We start from the raw sequence: 15,929 nt of genomic DNA, 5'->3' as shown, positions 1-15,929 counted from the left end.
GAATCGGGCATGATGAGCGGCACGGATCCCGACAGCGGAGCGGTGGTGCTGGCATCGGCGTCGCCCCGGCGTCGGGAGCTGCTGGCCGCGTACGGCCTCGAACCGGTGGTGAGACCCGTGGACGTCGACGAAACCGCCCACCCCGGAGAAACGCCGCGGGACTACGTGGAGCGGCTGGCCGTCGCCAAGGCGGAGGCGGCGGCCGCGGACGCCCCGGGCGCCGTGGTGATCGGCGCCGATACCGCCGTGGCCCTCGACGGCGAGATCTACGGCAAGCCTGCCTCGGCGACGGACTTCCGGCGTATGATGGGCGCGCTGGGCGGGCGCGCCCACGAGGTCTACACGGGTGTCGCGGTCGTGCAGGGAGGCCGGACTGCGGTCCGCACGGCGGTGAGCCGGGTCCGGCTCAGGCAACTCGACGAGAGGGAGATGCGGCAGTACTGGGCCAGCGGCGAGCCCCGGGACAAGGCCGGCGGTTACGCCATCCAGGGCCTCGGTGCGCTGTTCGTGAGCGGACTCGAGGGCAGCTATTCCGGCGTGGTGGGACTGCCGCTGTATGAGACCGGGGAGCTGCTGGCCGCCGCGGGCGTCGACCTGCTGGCCCTGGCGATGCCGGACGGGGTGCGAGAGAGCGATGGGTGAAGAGATCCTGATCAACGTCACGCCGCGGGAAGTCCGCGCCGCCGTGCTCGAGAACGGCGTGCTGCAGGAGATCTTCATCGAGCGGGCCGCGCGGCGGGGCCTCATCAGCAATATCTATCGCGGCAAGGTCTCGCGGGTGCTGCCCGGCATGCAGGCCGCCTTCATCGATATCGGCCTCGAGCGCACCGCATTCCTGCACGCTTCCGACATCGTCGCACCCACGCCGGTGGAGGACGTCCCCGCCGGCGGCGGCAATGGCGCCGGCAATGGCGATCGCCCCCGCCAGGCGAACATCCGCGAGCTGGTCAGCGAAGGCGCCGAGATCGTGGTGCAGGTGCTGAAGGACCCCATCGGTACCAAGGGCGCACGGCTGTCCACCTTCGTCACGCTGCCGTCCCGCTTCCTCGTGCTCATGCCCCACGGCAGCGGCATCGGCATCTCCTCGCGCATCGAGGACGAGGCCGAGCGTGCCCGGCTGAAGAGCCTGATGGAGGCGATCATGCCGGAGGTACCCGAGCACGGCTATATCGTTCGCACGGCCGCCGAGGGGGCCGGCGTCGAGGCGCTGCGGGCCGACATGATCTTCCTGCAGCGCATGTGGGAAGTGATTCAGGAACAGTCGAGGTCGCAGCGCGGCATCGGGCTGATCCACGAGGACCTGCCGCTGCCCGTGCGCATCCTGCGCGACCTCGTCAGTGCCGACATCGAACGCATCCGCGTGGACAACGAGCGCACCTTCGAGAAGATGAAGGGCTTCACCCGGCGTTTCCTGCCGGATCTCGCGCCCATCGTCGAACTCTACGACGGGCGCCGGCCCATCTTCGACCTCTACGGCGTGGAGGAGGAGATCAGGAAGGCTCTGGACCGCACGGTGCCCCTGAAGTCAGGCGGTTACGTCATCATCGATCAGACCGAGGCGATGACCACGGTCGACGTGAACACCGGCGGCTACGTCGGCAGTCGCAACCTGGAAGAGACCATCTACCGTACCAATCTGGAAGCCGCGGTGACGATCGCGCGCCAGCTCAAGCTCCGCAACCTGGGCGGCATCATCATCATCGACTTCATCGACATGGAGGAGGTCGAGCACCGGGACCGGGTCATGCAGGTGCTGGAGCGTTCGCTGGCGGCCGACCATGCCCGCCACCAGATCACCCAGGTCTCGCCGCTGGGGCTCGTAGAGATGACACGCAAGCGCACCCGGGAGAGCCTGGAACATATCCTGTGCGAGGCTTGTCCAACGTGCGAGGGCCGGGGGCAGGTACGCACGGCGCAGACGGTCTGCTATGAGATCTTCCGCGAGATCCTGCGCCAGCACCGGCAGTTCAGTTTCGAGGGCCTGATGGTCCTCGCCCACCAGGACGTCATCGAATTGCTGCTGGACGAGGAATCGGCCGGCCTGGCGGAGCTGGAGGAGCTGACCGGCAAGCCCATCCGCCTGCAGACCGAATCGCTGTACGCCCAGGACCACTTCGACGTGGTGCTGCTCTGACCGGACGGAGATGAATCGCTACGCCGCAAGCGCGCTGAAGTTCTTCGCCTACACCGTCGCCGCGCTGGTGATCCTGCTGGCGGTGGGGGTGGGGCTGCTGCGCCTGATGCTGCCGGAGCTGCCCGAGTACCGGGAGGAGATTCGCGCGCGGGCCAGCGAAGCCATCGGCCTCGACGTGGAGTTCGAGCGCATCGACGCCCGCTGGCGGCTGAACGGGCCGGAGCTGATATTCACGGACGTCACGCTGATCGATCCCGGCACCGGCGATGCGGTGCTGGACGCCGACGAGGTGAGCGTCGGCGCGGCCATCCTGCGCGTGCTGAGGGAACGCCGCATCAGCGTCGGCCGGCTCGCGGTGACCGGCACGAGCGTGACCGTGGAGCGGCTCGGCGACGGCCGTTTCGCGGTCCAGGGCCGCACGGCCGAGACCTCCGAGGACGTCTCCGGCAGCGACCTGCCCAGGGACATCCGCATCGTGCTGGAGGACGTCGATTTCACCTACAGCGATCCCCGCGCCCGGGGCGGCCCGCTCGAGGCCCGGCTGACCAGCCTCGAGTGGAACCGTTCCGGCGAAGACCAGGAGTTGGAGGCCCGGCTCGAGCCCGGCAGCGAACTGGGCAGTGCGCTGCGCGTCCTCGCCACGCGCCGGGCAGGGCGGCAAGGCGATACGCCGGTCTGGGACGTGAATGTCGAAGCCAGCGAGCTGGACCTGGGCCGGCTGGCCTCCATCCTTCCCGAGCAGTGGCCGGCGCCGGCGGCCGGCATTGCCGACGTCGAGATCTGGTCCCGGTTTCGCAACGGGCTGCTGCGCAGGGCGGGGGCCACGCTGGCGGCGCGTGGGCTCGCGCCGGCGGCTGCCGCTGACGCGCCGCCACCGCCGCCCTACGACCTGAGCGCCCGGCTGGAGTGGGCGCTGAACGACGGCGGCTGGCTGGCGGCCGTGAACGATCTCAGGATCGAGCGCGGCGACACGCTGCGGCCGGACAGCTTCGTCCAGGTCTCGGCGGAGACCGACGGCGACTCGCGACTCACGGCACTCGAGATCCAGTCCGGCTTCCTCTCCATGGACGACATCCGGCCCTTCGCGGCCTGGCTGCCCGCCGCCGTGGCGCAGCCCTATGCCGATTACAAACCCAGCGGCGATCTCGTGTCGCTGCGTCTGCGCGTCGACGGCCTGCCCGAGGGGGCGCCGCTGACCTATTCGCTGGAGGCCGAACTGCGCGATGCCGGCGTCGCGCCGCACGACTCGATCCCCGGCGTCCGCGGCGTCTCGGGCAGCGTGCGGGCCGACGAGTCCAACGGCCGCCTGGTACTCGACAGCCGGGCACTGGTCCTGGAAGCACCGGAGGTTCTGGCGGCGCCGATCGACTTCACCCGGGCTGATGCCACGGTGGTCTGGCGCGGCACCGGCAGCGGACTCACCGTGCTGTGCGACCGGTTTATCCTGGAAGACGAATGGCTCGCCACGGAGAGCAGCTTCGAGCTGGATCTGCCCGGCGGCCCGGAGGCCTCATCGCCGCGGCTGGATTTCACCGGCGAGTGGCGGCTCACCGATCTCTCGCGCACGCCCCGCTATCTCCCCGTGCGGGTGATGCCGCGCCTCGCGGTGGAATGGGTGGAGAAGGCCCTCGTGGCGGGCCGGGCGGAGCGGGGTACGGTGCGGTTCGACGGCGCGCTCGCCGACTTTCCGTTCGACGACGGGGAGGGCGTGTTCCGCGCCCGGACCAGCATCCGCGATGCCGTCATGCGTTTCGCGCTGCAGTGGCCGGATATCGAGCAGCTCGACGGCGAAGTGGTTCTGGACGGGATGCGTCTCTCGAGCACGGAGAACTCCGCGGTCACGATGGGCGCCGCCATCGAGGATGTCTACGCCGCCATCGAGGACCTGCGCAAAGGCGTGCTGGAGGTGCGCGGCGCAGCCGCGGGTACCCTCGCGAACGTGGTGGATTACGCCGAGGCATCGCCTATCTCGGGGCTGTTCGGCGGCCGCCTCGCCGACGTGACCGCCGCGGGGCCCGCGAACGTGGATCTAGACTTCACCATCCCGGTGACCCGGATAGAGGACTACACGGTGGCGGCGGCCGTCAGCACGACGGACGGGCGGCTCTCCCTGGCCGGATTCCCGCATCCTCTCACGGCAGTCGCCGGCACGGCCCGCATCACTCGCTCCGGCGTCGAGGGACGGGATATCGAGGCCGACTTCCTCGGCAGCCCGGTGCAGATCGAGCTGACCTCGGCCGGCGAGGCCAGCAGCGACGTCGCGGCGATCGCATTGGCCGAGAGCCGCATCAGCGCGGAGGCGCTGGTGCAGGAGGCAGGTCTTCCACTGGCCGGCGATATCGCGGGTGAGACCGACTATCAGGCCACGGTACGCTTTCCGAAGGCAGGACTGGCGGACGGCCCGCCGGTCACGATCCGGGTGGAGTCCCGCCTGGAAGGGATGAGCGTGAGTCTGCCGGAACCCGTCGCGAAGACGGCGGAGGAGTCCTGGCCGTTCAGTTTCGAGATCGCGTTTACGGAACCGGGCCTGCTCGGGATCACCGGTTTCTACGGCCAGACGGCCAAGTGGATCGCCGAGGTCGGCCGGGAAGCCGACGGCTGGCGCCTCGGCCGCGGCAATATCCACCTGGGACCGGGCCTGCCGTCGCTGCCGACCGGATCAGGTCTTTACCTCACGGGCAGCCTCGAGCGGCTGCGGCTCGGCGACTGGCTGGACCGCGCCACGGCGGGAGAAGCCGCGCCAGGCGGGATGATCCGCGCCGCGGACGTGACCGTCGGCGATCTCTACGCCTTCGGCCAGCGCGCCCGCAACGTCGACCTGGAGATGGAGCGCAATCCCAGCGACTGGCTGGTGCAGGTGGAAGGACCGACGGCCGCGGGCTCGGTCATCGTCCCGGCCGACCTCGCCGGCGGGCGGCCGCTGGTGCTGGACATGGAGCGCCTGCACCTCGTCGAGGCCGACCCGGAAGCCGGCGATCCCGGCAGCCCGGCCCAGTATCCGCCGCTGGACGTACGCATCGCCGACTTCCGCCTCGGCGAGCGGGGTTTCGGCGCGGTGGCGGCCACTTTCCGCAAGACCGAGACCGGCATCGAGAGCGACGACCTCACTGCGAGTGCGGCGACCTTCGAGTTCACCGGCGGCGCCGGTTGGCGGGTGGACCTCACGGATCCGGCGGGTCAGCGTGCCGGCCTTTCCGGGCGCCTCGAGAGCACCGACGTGAAGGAGACGCTGAGCGCGCTCGGTTATTTCCCGGGCATCGATGCCGAGGAGGCCACCGTCACCCTGGACCTGTCGATCTCGGGTCCGCCGCGCAGCGAGTTTCTCGAGGAGCTGGACGGCGACGTCTCCATGCGTATCGTGAACGGCCAGCTGGACGAGGTGGATCCCGGCGCGGGCCGGGTGTTCGGATTGCTGTCGGTGGCGGCGCTGCCCCGCCGCCTGTCGCTGGACTTCCGTGACGTGTTCAACAAGGGCCTCGGCTTCGACAAGATCGAGGGTACGTTCCGGATCGTCAACGGCGATGCCTATACCTGCGACCTGACCCTGGAAGGCTCGGTGGCGGATATCGGCGTGGTCGGCCGTGCCGGGCTGGCCCAGCGCGACTACAACCAGACGGCGCTCGTCAGTGCCGACGTCGGCAGCAGCCTGCCCGCGGTCGGCGCCGTCGTCGGCGGTCCCCCGGCCGCGGCAGCGCTGCTGCTGTTCTCCCAGATCTTCAAGAAGCCCCTGCAGGAGCTCGGCCAGGCCTATTACCAGGTGAGCGGCGACTTCGACGATCCGACCATCGAGCGCACGGATGCGCGCCGTTTCGGGGCCACCAGCGAGCTGGCCGGTTGCCTGAACCAGGGCGAGTGAGCGCGGCCGTCTGATAGGATAGACGGCTACCGGAAACGACGGTGCCTGGGCGCGCGCCCAGGCCCGAACGGAGATTTTCGCTGTGACCGAAACGAACGCGCTGGAGACGGCGCAGACGGAACTGCTGGACCCCGCCGGCCTCGATGAGGGCCACCTGAGCCGGACGCTCGGCGCCATCATGCGGCGGTCCATCGATGCGGCCGACCTGTATTTCCAGAGCTCCCGTTTCGAGGGCTGGAGCCTCGAGGACGGCATCGTCCGCGAAGGCAGCTACAGCCAGGAGCAGGGCGTGGGCGTGCGCGCGATCTACGGCGACAAGACCGGTTTCGCGTATTCCGACGAACTGGTGCTGCCGGCGCTGGAACAGGCCGCCGATGCCGCGCGCGCCATCGCCGCGGGCGGCGGTGACGCGCGGGTGCAGGCCTGGAGCCGCAGCCAGCCGCCGGCGCTCTATTCCGCGGCCGATCCGGTGTCGAGCCTCGGCGACGAGGAGAAGACGGAACTCCTGCGCCGCGTCGACCGCGAGACCCGTGCGCTCGACAGCCGGGTGAAGGAGGTGGTGGTGAGCCTGGTCGCCTCCCACGATCTGGTGATGATCGTCGGCAGCGACGGCACGATGGGCGCCGATTCCCGCCCGCTGGTCCGCTGCAACGTCCACGTCATCGTGGAGCAGAACGGCCGCCGGGAGCAGGGCTACAGTGGCGGCGGCGGCCGTACGGACCTCACCTTCTTCCTGGAGAATGACCGGGTCATGGATTACGCCCGGGAGGCGGTGCGCCAGGCGCTGGTGCAGCTCGAGGCGGTGCCGGCGCCGGCCGGCAGCATGCCGGTGGTACTGGGGCCGGGCTGGCCGGGCGTGCTTCTGCACGAGGCCATCGGCCACGGCCTGGAGGGCGACTTCAATCGCAAGGGCACTTCCGCCTTCTCCGGGCGCATCGGCGAACAGGTCGCCTCCGAGCTCTGCACCATCGTCGACGACGGCACGCTGCCGGGGCGGCGGGGCTCGCTGACGATCGACGACGAGGGCACGCCGTCGTCCTGCACGGTGCTGATCGAGAACGGTCGGCTAAAAGGCTACATGCAGGACAAGATGAACGCGCGTCTGATGGGTGTCGCGCCGACCGGCAACGGGCGCCGCGAGTCCTTCGCCCATCTGCCCATGCCGCGCATGACCAATACCTACATGCTCGCGGGCCCGCACGATCCGGGCGAGATCATCGAGTCGGTGGAATACGGACTGTATGCACCCAGTTTCGGCGGCGGGCAGGTCGATATCACGTCGGGCAAGTTCGTGTTCTCCGCCAGCGAGGCCTACCTGATCGAGAAGGGCCGCATCGGCGCGCCGGTCAAGGGCGCCACCCTGATCGGCAACGGCCCGGACGTGCTGACCCGGGTGTCCATGGTGGGCAACGACCTCAAGCTGGACACGGGCGTCGGGGTCTGCGGCAAGGAGGGCCAGTCGGTGCCGGTCGGCGTCGGCCAGCCCACCCTGAAGGTCGACCGCATCACGGTGGGCGGCACGAGCTGAGCCAGCCGCCGCCGGCAGCCGGCCGGCCTCGCACCCCGCTCTGTGAAAGGCGTCACTGCAATACTTTGCGCGTCCGGCTAATCTCCGTGGCCACTGTCAGCAAAGGTGGCACTGATCATGGACTTCGAACGCACCTACACAGAATCCGAGCTGGATCCGGCCGCACTGGAATTCGCCAGAAGCCTGCGCGAGCGGCCCATGGACGCCCCGCGTGACATGGATATCGACGGTTTCGGCGAGTCCCTGGGCGCCCGGCTGCTGCGCCTGTTCCGCGGCGGCAAGGACTGAGACGCCGGCCCCGCGGTCACCTCAAACGCCGGCTCCCCCCGCATCCCGCGCTTGACGCGGTCCCCGCGCTGCATTAATTAGATGGGTCCGACCCGCACGGATGCCCGTCACCCGGGACCGTCGTCGAGCTCAGGGGGAGCGATGTGGCTTTCTAAACCGATCTACGAGGTGGTCCCGTACTTCTACCTGCTGGCCGGCTGCGTCGCACTGGCGGCGTCGCTCTACCTCGACTACTGGTACTGGCCGTCGATCTGCTTCGTGGTGGGCATGTTCTCGCTGCTGGGCGGCATCGTCGTGCTGCTGAAGCGTCGGGATCACCGGCAGCGGCGCATGGAGCGCGAGCGCGAGAGCGACGTACCCGAGTAGGGATCAGGTGGCGTAGAGGTCCTCGTCCTCTTCGTCCTCGTCTTCGTCGTCCGTCTCTTCGGCCAGCTCGTCCTCGTCAGGTTCCTCGTCCTCCTCGAGCTCCGCGTCGCGAAGGTCGGTGTAGACGAGTTCGTGCTTGCCGAGGACGATGACGTCGCCGTCTTCCAGGTTCTTCTTCTTGATGCGGTGTTTGCCCAGGAACACGCCGTTGGTGCTGTTGAGGTCCTCGAGCACGGATCGTTCCAGGTCGCTCACGATCTGGCAGTGGTGACGGCTCACGTACTTGCTGTCGATGCGGATCTCGTTGTCCGGCGTCCGCCCGATCACGGTGCGCCCGACTTCGAGGTTGTGGGTCTCCACCACCTTGCCCTGCATGCGCACGTCGATGCGCGCCAGCGTCATCTCGCCAGTATCCCGCGGGTCCAGTGAGGCGGGGCGCAGAATCTGTCCGGTATTGCCGGGTTCGGCATGCTCGGTGGGCTCGGCCGCCGGCGCCTCGACCTCCCAGGCCAGTTCCTCCAGCGCCGTCTCGATGATCTCCGGCGTGATGAGCTTCCGGTCCTCGGCGAAAGCGCACAGCATCGCCGTGTCGCAAAGCGTGTTGATCAGCCGGGGCACTCCGCCGGTGCGGCGGTAGATGAGGTCGAGGCAGTCCTCGGCGAAGATCTCCTCAGCGTCCGCGCCGGCCACCTTCAGTCGATGGCCGATGTACTCGCGCATCTCCCGGTTGGTGAGCGGGCCGAGGTGGAAGCGCAGGCGCACCCGCTGGGTCAGCTGTTTCAGCCGCGGCGACTCGATCTTGTCCTTCAGCTCCGGCTGGCCGGCCAGGATGATGCGCAGCACCTTCTCCTTGTGCGTCTCGATGCCCGACAGCAGCCGGATCTCCTCGAGCACCTTCGGGCTGAGATTCTGCGCCTCGTCGATGATCAGCACCACCTTCTTGCCGGCGCCGTACTGTTCGACGAGGAACATGTTCAGCATGTCCAGCAGTTCGGCCTTGCGGGCCTGGAACGGCTTGAAGCCGAACTCCGCCAGCACGGCCTGCAGGAACTGGCTCGGCGAGAGCTGGGTCTGCGACACCATGGCGTAGACCACGTCGTCGCCGAGCTCGTTCAGAAACGACTGGATGAGCGTGGTCTTGCCCGAGCCGATCTCGCCGGTGATCACCACGAACCCGTCGGCAAGCCAGATGGTCGACTCCATATACGCCTTGGCGCGAGCGTGCTGCTTGCTCCAGTAGACGAAGGCCGGGTCCGGCGTGAGGCGGAAGGGCTGTTCGGCGAGTTTGAAGTGCTCGAGATAAGACATGGTTTGCTGGTCGATCCTCCGGGCTTACCCCGGAACAACCTTAAACATTAACACCAAAACCCGGCGCTCTTACAGGGAATGGGTCTCGTTCCGGGCCGCGACCAGCGCCTCCAGCCGCGCCAGACACCGATCCCGCTCTTCCGCCGAGTCGGCGACGACCGTGACATGGCCGAGTTTCCTCCCGGGACGCGGGGACTTGCCGTAGTCGTGCAGGTGGGCGTCGGGCACTGCCAGGATGCCGGCGGGAGCCGGCACCGCGCCGATCAGGTTCAGCATGCCGGCATGGCCCCGCATGCGGCAGTCGCCGGCCGGCAGGCCGCAGATCGCCCGCAGATGGTTCTCGAACTGGCTGCAGGCGGCGCCCTCGATGGTCCAGTGGCCGGAATTGTGGACCCGCGGCGCGAACTCGTTGCCCAGCAGACGGCCCCCGGCCACGAAGAACTCGACCGCGATGGTGCCGCGATAGTCCAGGCGCTCGACCAGGGCGCGGAGATGGGTCTCAGCGAGGGCCTGCAACCCGCCGTCGGCCGAGGGGGCGCAAGAGGTGTGCAGGATGCCGTCCCGGTGGACGTTGCCGGTCAGGGAGTAGCAGGCGAGCGCACCGTCCGCGCCACGGCTGCCGATGACGGAGACCTCCCGGTCGAAGGCGACCAGCCGCTCGGCCAGCAGTGGCACGCCTGCCAGCGCCTCCCAGGCCGCCGGGATGTCGGCCTCGGTCAGGATACGGTGCTGGCCCTTGCCGTCGTAGCCGAGGCGCCGGGTCTTCACGATGAGAGGCAGGCCGATGGCACGGCACGCCGCCTCCAGGTCGTCGCGGCTGTCCACCGTCTGCCAGGGCGCCACCGGGATGCCGGCCGCCTCGAACGCAAGCTTCTCGTTGCGCCGGTCCTGGGCGGTGGCGAGGGCGGCGGGTGGCGGGTACACGGGCGTGTCGCCGGCCGCGGCGGCGAGGGAGTCCACGTCGACGTTCTCGAACTCATAAGTGACGACGTCGCAGCGCGCCGCGAGTTCGGCGATGGCGCCCTGCTCGTCGAAGGCGGCGTTGATGTGCTCGCCCACCGCAGCAGCGGGCGCCTCGGGCGAAGGGTCCAGGAACACGAATTCCAGCCCCAGTGGCAGGCCCGCCAGGCCGAGCATGCGGCCCAGCTGCCCCCCGCCCACCACTCCGACGCGCATGGCGGTCAGACTTCGGCCGGGTCGTCGGCAGCCGGGTCGGGACGCGCCAGCACCTTTTCGGTCTGCTGCCGACGGTAGTTCTCGAGCGCGCGCCGGATATCCTCGTCGCCGACGGCGAGGATGGCTGCCGCGAGCAGGGCGGCGTTGACCGCGCCGGCCTTGCCGATGGCGAGCGTGCCCACCGGGATGCCGGCGGGCATCTGCACGATGGAGAGCAGCGAGTCCATGCCCGAGAGTGCCTTCGACTGCACCGGCACGCCCAGCACCGGCAGCGGCGTCTTGGCGGCGGCCATGCCGGGCAGGTGGGCGGCGCCGCCGGCGCCGGCGATGATCACGCCGAGGCCCCGGCCGGACGCCGTCTCGCAGTACTCGAACAGCAGATCCGGGGTGCGGTGGGCGGAGACCACGCGGGTCTCGTGCGGGATGCCGAGCGCGTGCAGGGTCTCGCTCGCGTGGGCCATGGTGTCCCAGTCGGAGACAGAACCCATGATGATGCCGACCTTCACGTCCATGGCGGCATTCTACAGGGGCGGACGCGCCGGTTGTATGGTGGTGATGCCGCGGGCAGGGGCGCGGCACGCATGTGGCGAGCGGGCTGCCTCGTCACCGGCCCCGCACGCGTTTAGAATCCCCGGCACTGTCGTGGACTGTCGTTGACGACAGAGCCGGATCGCGAAGGAGCCCCCATGAGTCATACCCTGGAGATCAGCCCGGCGGAGGAGCGGCGCTTCGCCCACCTGGTGTCGCTGGCGCTGGAGACGGCGGCCCGGGCCGGCGCCGACGAATGCGAGGCGGCGGTCAGCCACGACCTCGGTCTCTCGGTGACCGCCCGCATGCGCGACATCGAGACGCTGGAGTACCAGAACGACCGCTCCTTCGGCGTCACCGTCTATTTCGATCGCCGCAAGGGCAGTGCGAGCACGTCCGACTTCCGCGCGGAAGCCATCACGGAGGCCGTGGAACGGGCCTGCTCCATCGCCCGGCGCACCGCCGAGGATCCCTGCGCGGGCCTCGCCGATCCCGCCAGACTTGCCGTGGATCCGCCCGACCTCGCGCTGGACCATGCCTGGGAGATCTCGCCGGAGGCGGCGCGGGAGATGGCCATACGCTGCGAGGGCGCGGCGCTCGACAGCGACCCGCGCATCAGCAATTCGGAGGGTGCCACCGTCGCGACCAGCCGGGGCGTCAGGGCCTACGGCAACAGCCACGGCTTCTTCGGTGCCTACCGGCGCAGCAGCCACAGCATCAGCTGTGCCGTGCTGGCCGGCGACGAGGGCGGCATGGAGCGCGACTACCACTACACCGCCGCACGGGACCCGTCGCGGCTCGAGGCGCTGGAGACCGTGGGCGCGAAGGCCGCGCAGCGCACCCTGCGGCGCCTGGGTGCCCGCCAGGTCACGACGGCGAAGGTCCCGGTGCTGTTCCCGCCGGAGCTTGCCCGGGGGTTCATCGGCCATGCCGTCGGCGCCATCAGCGGCGCGGCCCAGTACAGGCGCTCGTCGTTCCTCCTGGATGCCGCGGGCGAGACCCTCTTCCCCGACTTCCTGAACATCCTCGAACGCCCGCACATCCCCGGCGCCTTCGGCAGCGCACCCTTCGACCGCGAGGGGGTGGCCACCGCGGACCGGGAGCTGGTCTCCGCCGGCGTGCTGCAGGGCTACGTGCTGTCCAGCTACTCGGCCCGCCGGCTGGGCCTGGAGACGACGGGCAACGCAGGCGGCGTCCACAACCTGCTGGTGGAGGGCAATGCCGACGGCCTGGAGGCGCTGACCCGGCAGATGGGCCGGGGCCTGATCGTCTCGGAGCTGATGGGCCAGGGCGTGAACGCGGTCACCGGCGATTACAGCCGGGGCGCCGCCGGTTTCTGGGTGGAGGGCGGCGAGATCGCCTATCCGGTCAGCGAGATCACCATCGCCGGCAACCTGCGCGACCTGTACCGCAACATCGTCGCGGTGGGCCGGGACCAGGACTTGCGGGGCGTCATCCGCTGCGGCTCCGTGCTCGTCGCCGAGATGACCGTCGCCGGCAACTGAGCGCGTTCGGTCTCTGGACGCAGAGGCCGGGGACCGTCAGCCGGCCTGACGATCGCGGTCTTCGAGCTGATCGAGGAGGTCGCTGAGTGTTCGCTCGTCGACCACGGACTCCAGGGCTTCGTCGATCCGGTCACCCAGCTCCGCGATAGCGGGCGTCCACGACGGCGGCCGCCAGGAACCGGTGTCGCCGCCCTCGCGCACCGCGTCCAGGATGTCCCGCAGCCCGATGCGCGCAGGTTCCCGCGCCGGGACCAGACGCTCCTGCTCGGTGCTGGTGATGAGGCCCCCGTCTTCCAGACTCGTGACGACCTGGGAGATGACGATGCCCGGGATCGCCAGCTCCTTCGCCAGCTCGCGCACCGTCCGGCAACCGGACCCGCCGCGGAAGGCGGCCCCCACCAGATACATGACGTTCAGCGCCAGCCGCTCGCGCAGGCTGTTCGCGAGCCGGGTCTCCCGGTGGCCCAGGCGCAGGAAGCCCGGATTCTGGTTATAGAACGCGATCTGGGCGCCGAGCAGCAGGATGAGCCAGTTCAGATACAGCCACATGAGTGCGAGGATGGCGATGGCGAAACTGGCGTACACCACCTGGATGCGGCCGCCGGCGCCCACGAACACGCTGGCAAACACGGCGCTCGTGGTCGCCCACAGGATGCCGGCGGTCAGCCCGCCGACGAACGCTGCGCGGAACTTCACTCGGGTATTCGGGATCAGCTTGTACAGGACGGTCAGGGCCAGGATGGCGAGCAGATAGGGCGTGAGTTGGCCTGCCGCGACGATCGCCGTGCCGAAGGGCTCCACCTCCAACAGCCTCTCGGTGAGCGCGTTGTTGCGGATGGAGGCGATGATGCCGAGGGCAACGACCAAAACCACCGGGCCCATCAGAAGGACGCTGAAATATTCCGTGAATCGCCGCGTTATGCTGCGCGGGTTGCTGACATGCCAGACGTAGTTCACGCTCTCCTCGATCTTCTGCACCATCGAGAAGGCGGTGTAGATGAAGAACGCAAGACTGACGCCGCCCAGTACGCCCCCGTCGACGTCGTTAACGAGGTTCATCAGGGTGGTGACGATCCGCTCCCCCTGGCTGCCGAGCGGCGCGAGGAACTCGGTCAGCTGGGGCTCCAGTTCCCGGTGGATGCCGAATCCCTTCAGCACCGAGAAGCTGAAGGCGAGCAGCGGCACGATGGAGAGCAGGGTGGTGTAGACCAGGCTCATGGCCCGCATCGTCAGCTGTCCGCTCATCAGGTCGCGGACGATGGCCCAGACATAGCGCAGGAAAGCGATGCCGAAGGCCGGCACGGGCGGGAGGCCGGCGAACTGCGGGCTCCAGAGGAATCGCTGCAGGTAACGGATCAGGGAATCCAGCATGGGTGCGGTGTCGCCTTCTTTGGCACGGGCCGTCGCCGATTGTACATTAGCCCCCCTGCGCCAGAGTCTGCGGCATGAATGGAGACGAATGGATACGAATGGGCACGAGCGACACGGGCGGACGAAGGGCCTGCGCATGAACGACTATCCCAACCGCATCATCTGCATGACCGAGGAGACCACCGAGACGCTGTATGCGCTCGGCGAGGAGGACCGCATCGTCGGCATCTCCGGATTCACGGTGCGGCCGCCGCGCGCGCGGCGCGAGAAACCGAAGGTCTCCGCATTCACCAGCGCGAAGATCGACCGCATCATGGCGCTCGAACCCGACCTGGTGCTTGGCTTCTCCGACCTGCAGGCCGACATCGCGGCGGAGCTGATCCGGCGCGGCGTGCCGGTGCACGTGTTCAATCACCGCTCGGTGGCGGAGATCCTGCAGATGATCCGGGTGCTCGGCGGCATGGTCGGCTGTGAATCCCGGGCCCGGTCCTATGCCGCGGAACTGGAGGCGGGTCTGGAGTCCATCCGCGCCGGCGCCGCCGCGCTTGAACACCGACCCCGCGTCTACTTCGAGGAATGGGACGAGCCCCGTATCACCGGCATACGCTGGGTGGCCGAGCTGATCCGCATTGCCGGCGGCGAGGACTGCTTCCCGGCGATGGCCGACGAGCCGCTGGCGAAGGATCGTATCTTCGCCGACGATGCCCCCATCATCGACGCGGCCCCTGACATCGTGATCGGGTCCTGGTGCGGCAAGAAGTTCCGCCCCGAGCGGGTGGCGGAGCGCCCGGGCTGGGACGCGGTGCCCGCCGTGCGCCGCGGCGACCTCTACGAGGTGAAGTCGGCGCAGATCCTGCAGCCGGGTCCGGCGGCGCTGACCGACGGCGTGCGCGAGATCGCCGCCATCATCCGCGGCTGGTCGGAGCGCCGCTGCGTCCAGGGTGCGTCCTAGGCCTGCTGCGACCCGCTCTCGCCGGTGAGCAGTTCCAGCGCGCGGAGATACTTGTCCCGCGTGCGGGCGATGACCTCCGCCGGCAGGCACGGGCCGGGTGCGCGCTTGTCCCAGTCCAGGGTATCGAGGTAGTCGCGGACATACTGCTTGTCGAAACTCGGCGGGCTTGCACCGGTGCGCCAGGATGCCGCAGGCCAGAATCGGGACGAGTCGGGTGTGAGCACCTCGTCGATCAGATACAGGATACCGTTCTCGTCCACGCCGAACTCGAATTTCGTGTCGGCGATGATTATGCCCCGCTGCCGGGCGTAGTCCGCGCATTCGGTGTAGATGCGCAGGGACAGCTCGCGCACCTGCATCGCCCGCTCCCGTCCGATGATCTCCGTCAGCGTGTCGAAGCTGATGTTCTCGTCGTGATCGCCGGCGGCGGCTTTGGTGGCCGGCGTGAACAGAGCCTCGTCGAGCCGCGCGGCCTGGGGCAGGCCCGGCGGCAGCGCGATGCCGCACACGGCGCCGGTCGCCCGGTAGTCGCGCCAGCCGGAGCCGATCAGGTAGCCGCGGACCACCGCCTCCATCGGCAGGGGCTGCAGCCGCCGCACGACCATGCTGCGATCGCTGAGCAGCGCACGCTCGGCGGGATCGGCGATGACGGCCTCGAGCGGGAGGTCGCTCAGATGATTCGGGACGATACCCTCCGTGTGCGCGAACCAGAACCGGGAGATGCGGGTGAGGATGGCGCCCTTGCCCGGGATCGGATCCGGCAGCACGACGTCGTAGGCCGACAGGCGGTCGGTGGCGACGATCAGCAGGTGGTCTTCGTCCACCGCCCACAGGTCGCGGACCTTGCCGCGGCCGATCAGCTCCAGCCCCGTCACGCTGGATTCGAATACGACGTCGCTGCTCTGCTCGGCCATGAG

The 15,929-nt window shown here is 69.1% G+C and carries 13 protein-coding genes; 8 read left to right on the top strand and 5 right to left on the bottom strand.

What is annotated here, in order from left to right:
* Positions 1-9 precede the first annotated feature (9 nt).
* The 6 genes from ACJMKZ_RS15445 to ACJMKZ_RS15420 all read left to right on the top strand — a co-directional run bounded on the left by ACJMKZ_RS15445 (position 10) and on the right by ACJMKZ_RS15420 (position 8,172).
* Positions 10-642, top strand: a complete 633-nt coding sequence (locus ACJMKZ_RS15445) for a Maf family protein (RefSeq protein ID WP_405234094.1) — start codon at positions 10-12, stop codon at positions 640-642.
* Positions 635-2,134 (top strand): ribonuclease G, encoded by a 1,500-nt coding sequence (gene rng, locus ACJMKZ_RS15440; protein ID WP_405234093.1) that lies wholly within the window; start codon positions 635-637, stop codon positions 2,132-2,134. The genes ACJMKZ_RS15445 and rng overlap by 8 nt, the downstream gene beginning before the upstream one ends.
* Positions 2,135-2,144: 10 nt before the next feature.
* Positions 2,145-5,990 carry a YhdP family protein gene (locus ACJMKZ_RS15435; RefSeq protein ID WP_405234092.1) on the top strand — a complete coding sequence of 1,282 codons (3,846 nt, stop codon included), beginning with the start codon at positions 2,145-2,147 and terminating at the stop codon, positions 5,988-5,990.
* Positions 5,991-6,072: 82 nt separating this feature from the next.
* Positions 6,073-7,518, top strand: a complete 1,446-nt coding sequence (tldD, locus tag ACJMKZ_RS15430) for a metalloprotease TldD (protein WP_405234091.1) — start codon at positions 6,073-6,075, stop codon at positions 7,516-7,518.
* A gap of 117 nt (positions 7,519-7,635) precedes the next feature.
* Positions 7,636-7,806, top strand: coding sequence for a hypothetical protein (locus tag ACJMKZ_RS15425; protein ID WP_405234090.1), 171 nt, complete (start codon positions 7,636-7,638; stop codon positions 7,804-7,806).
* Between the two features lie 141 nt (positions 7,807-7,947).
* Entirely contained in the window at positions 7,948-8,172 is a 225-nt protein-coding gene (locus ACJMKZ_RS15420; protein ID WP_405234089.1) for a hypothetical protein, read from the top strand.
* A 3-nt stretch (positions 8,173-8,175) separates the two neighbouring features.
* On the opposite strand, the gene ACJMKZ_RS15415 is transcribed toward ACJMKZ_RS15420, so the two are convergent.
* From ACJMKZ_RS15415 to purE, 3 genes are all read right to left on the bottom strand, one after another.
* Positions 8,176-9,480, bottom strand: a complete 1,305-nt coding sequence (locus ACJMKZ_RS15415) for an AAA family ATPase (RefSeq protein ID WP_405234088.1) — start codon at positions 9,478-9,480, stop codon at positions 8,176-8,178.
* Positions 9,481-9,549: 69 nt separating this feature from the next.
* The gene (locus ACJMKZ_RS15410) at positions 9,550-10,656 is read right to left on the bottom strand and encodes a 5-(carboxyamino)imidazole ribonucleotide synthase (RefSeq protein WP_405234087.1); all 1,107 of its coding nucleotides are present in this window, start codon (positions 10,654-10,656) and stop codon (positions 9,550-9,552) included.
* A 5-nt stretch (positions 10,657-10,661) separates the two neighbouring features.
* A complete protein-coding gene (gene purE / locus ACJMKZ_RS15405; protein WP_405234086.1) occupies positions 10,662-11,168 on the bottom strand; it encodes a 5-(carboxyamino)imidazole ribonucleotide mutase in 507 nt (168 codons plus the stop codon).
* A gap of 174 nt (positions 11,169-11,342) precedes the next feature.
* Between purE and pmbA the strand changes: the two genes are divergently transcribed.
* Positions 11,343-12,689, top strand: coding sequence for a metalloprotease PmbA (pmbA, locus tag ACJMKZ_RS15400; protein WP_405234085.1), 1,347 nt, complete (start codon positions 11,343-11,345; stop codon positions 12,687-12,689).
* A gap of 36 nt (positions 12,690-12,725) precedes the next feature.
* Here pmbA and ACJMKZ_RS15395 read toward each other — a convergent pair whose 3' ends face one another.
* The gene (locus tag ACJMKZ_RS15395) at positions 12,726-14,060 is read right to left on the bottom strand and encodes a YhjD/YihY/BrkB family envelope integrity protein (RefSeq protein WP_405234084.1); all 1,335 of its coding nucleotides are present in this window, start codon (positions 14,058-14,060) and stop codon (positions 12,726-12,728) included.
* 88 nt (positions 14,061-14,148) lie between these two features.
* On the opposite strand from ACJMKZ_RS15395, the gene ACJMKZ_RS15390 reads away from it, so the two are divergent.
* Entirely contained in the window at positions 14,149-15,012 is an 864-nt protein-coding gene (locus ACJMKZ_RS15390) for a cobalamin-binding protein (RefSeq protein ID WP_405234083.1), read from the top strand.
* Here the strand turns inward: ACJMKZ_RS15390 and ACJMKZ_RS15385 are convergent.
* Positions 15,009-15,926: a phosphoribosylaminoimidazolesuccinocarboxamide synthase gene (locus ACJMKZ_RS15385; RefSeq protein ID WP_405234082.1), complete on the bottom strand. Its 918-nt coding sequence runs from the start codon at positions 15,924-15,926 to the stop codon at positions 15,009-15,011. The two genes, ACJMKZ_RS15390 and ACJMKZ_RS15385, sit on opposite strands and share 4 nt — an antisense overlap.
* Positions 15,927-15,929: the final 3 nt, after the last annotated feature.

The sequence above is a fragment of the Lentisalinibacter salinarum genome, assembly GCF_040706555.1.
GTDB lineage: Bacteria > Pseudomonadota > Gammaproteobacteria > Steroidobacterales > Woeseiaceae > Lentisalinibacter > Lentisalinibacter salinarum.
Note: the sequence above shows the minus strand (reverse complement) of the source record. Positions and strands in the feature narration are given on the sequence as shown.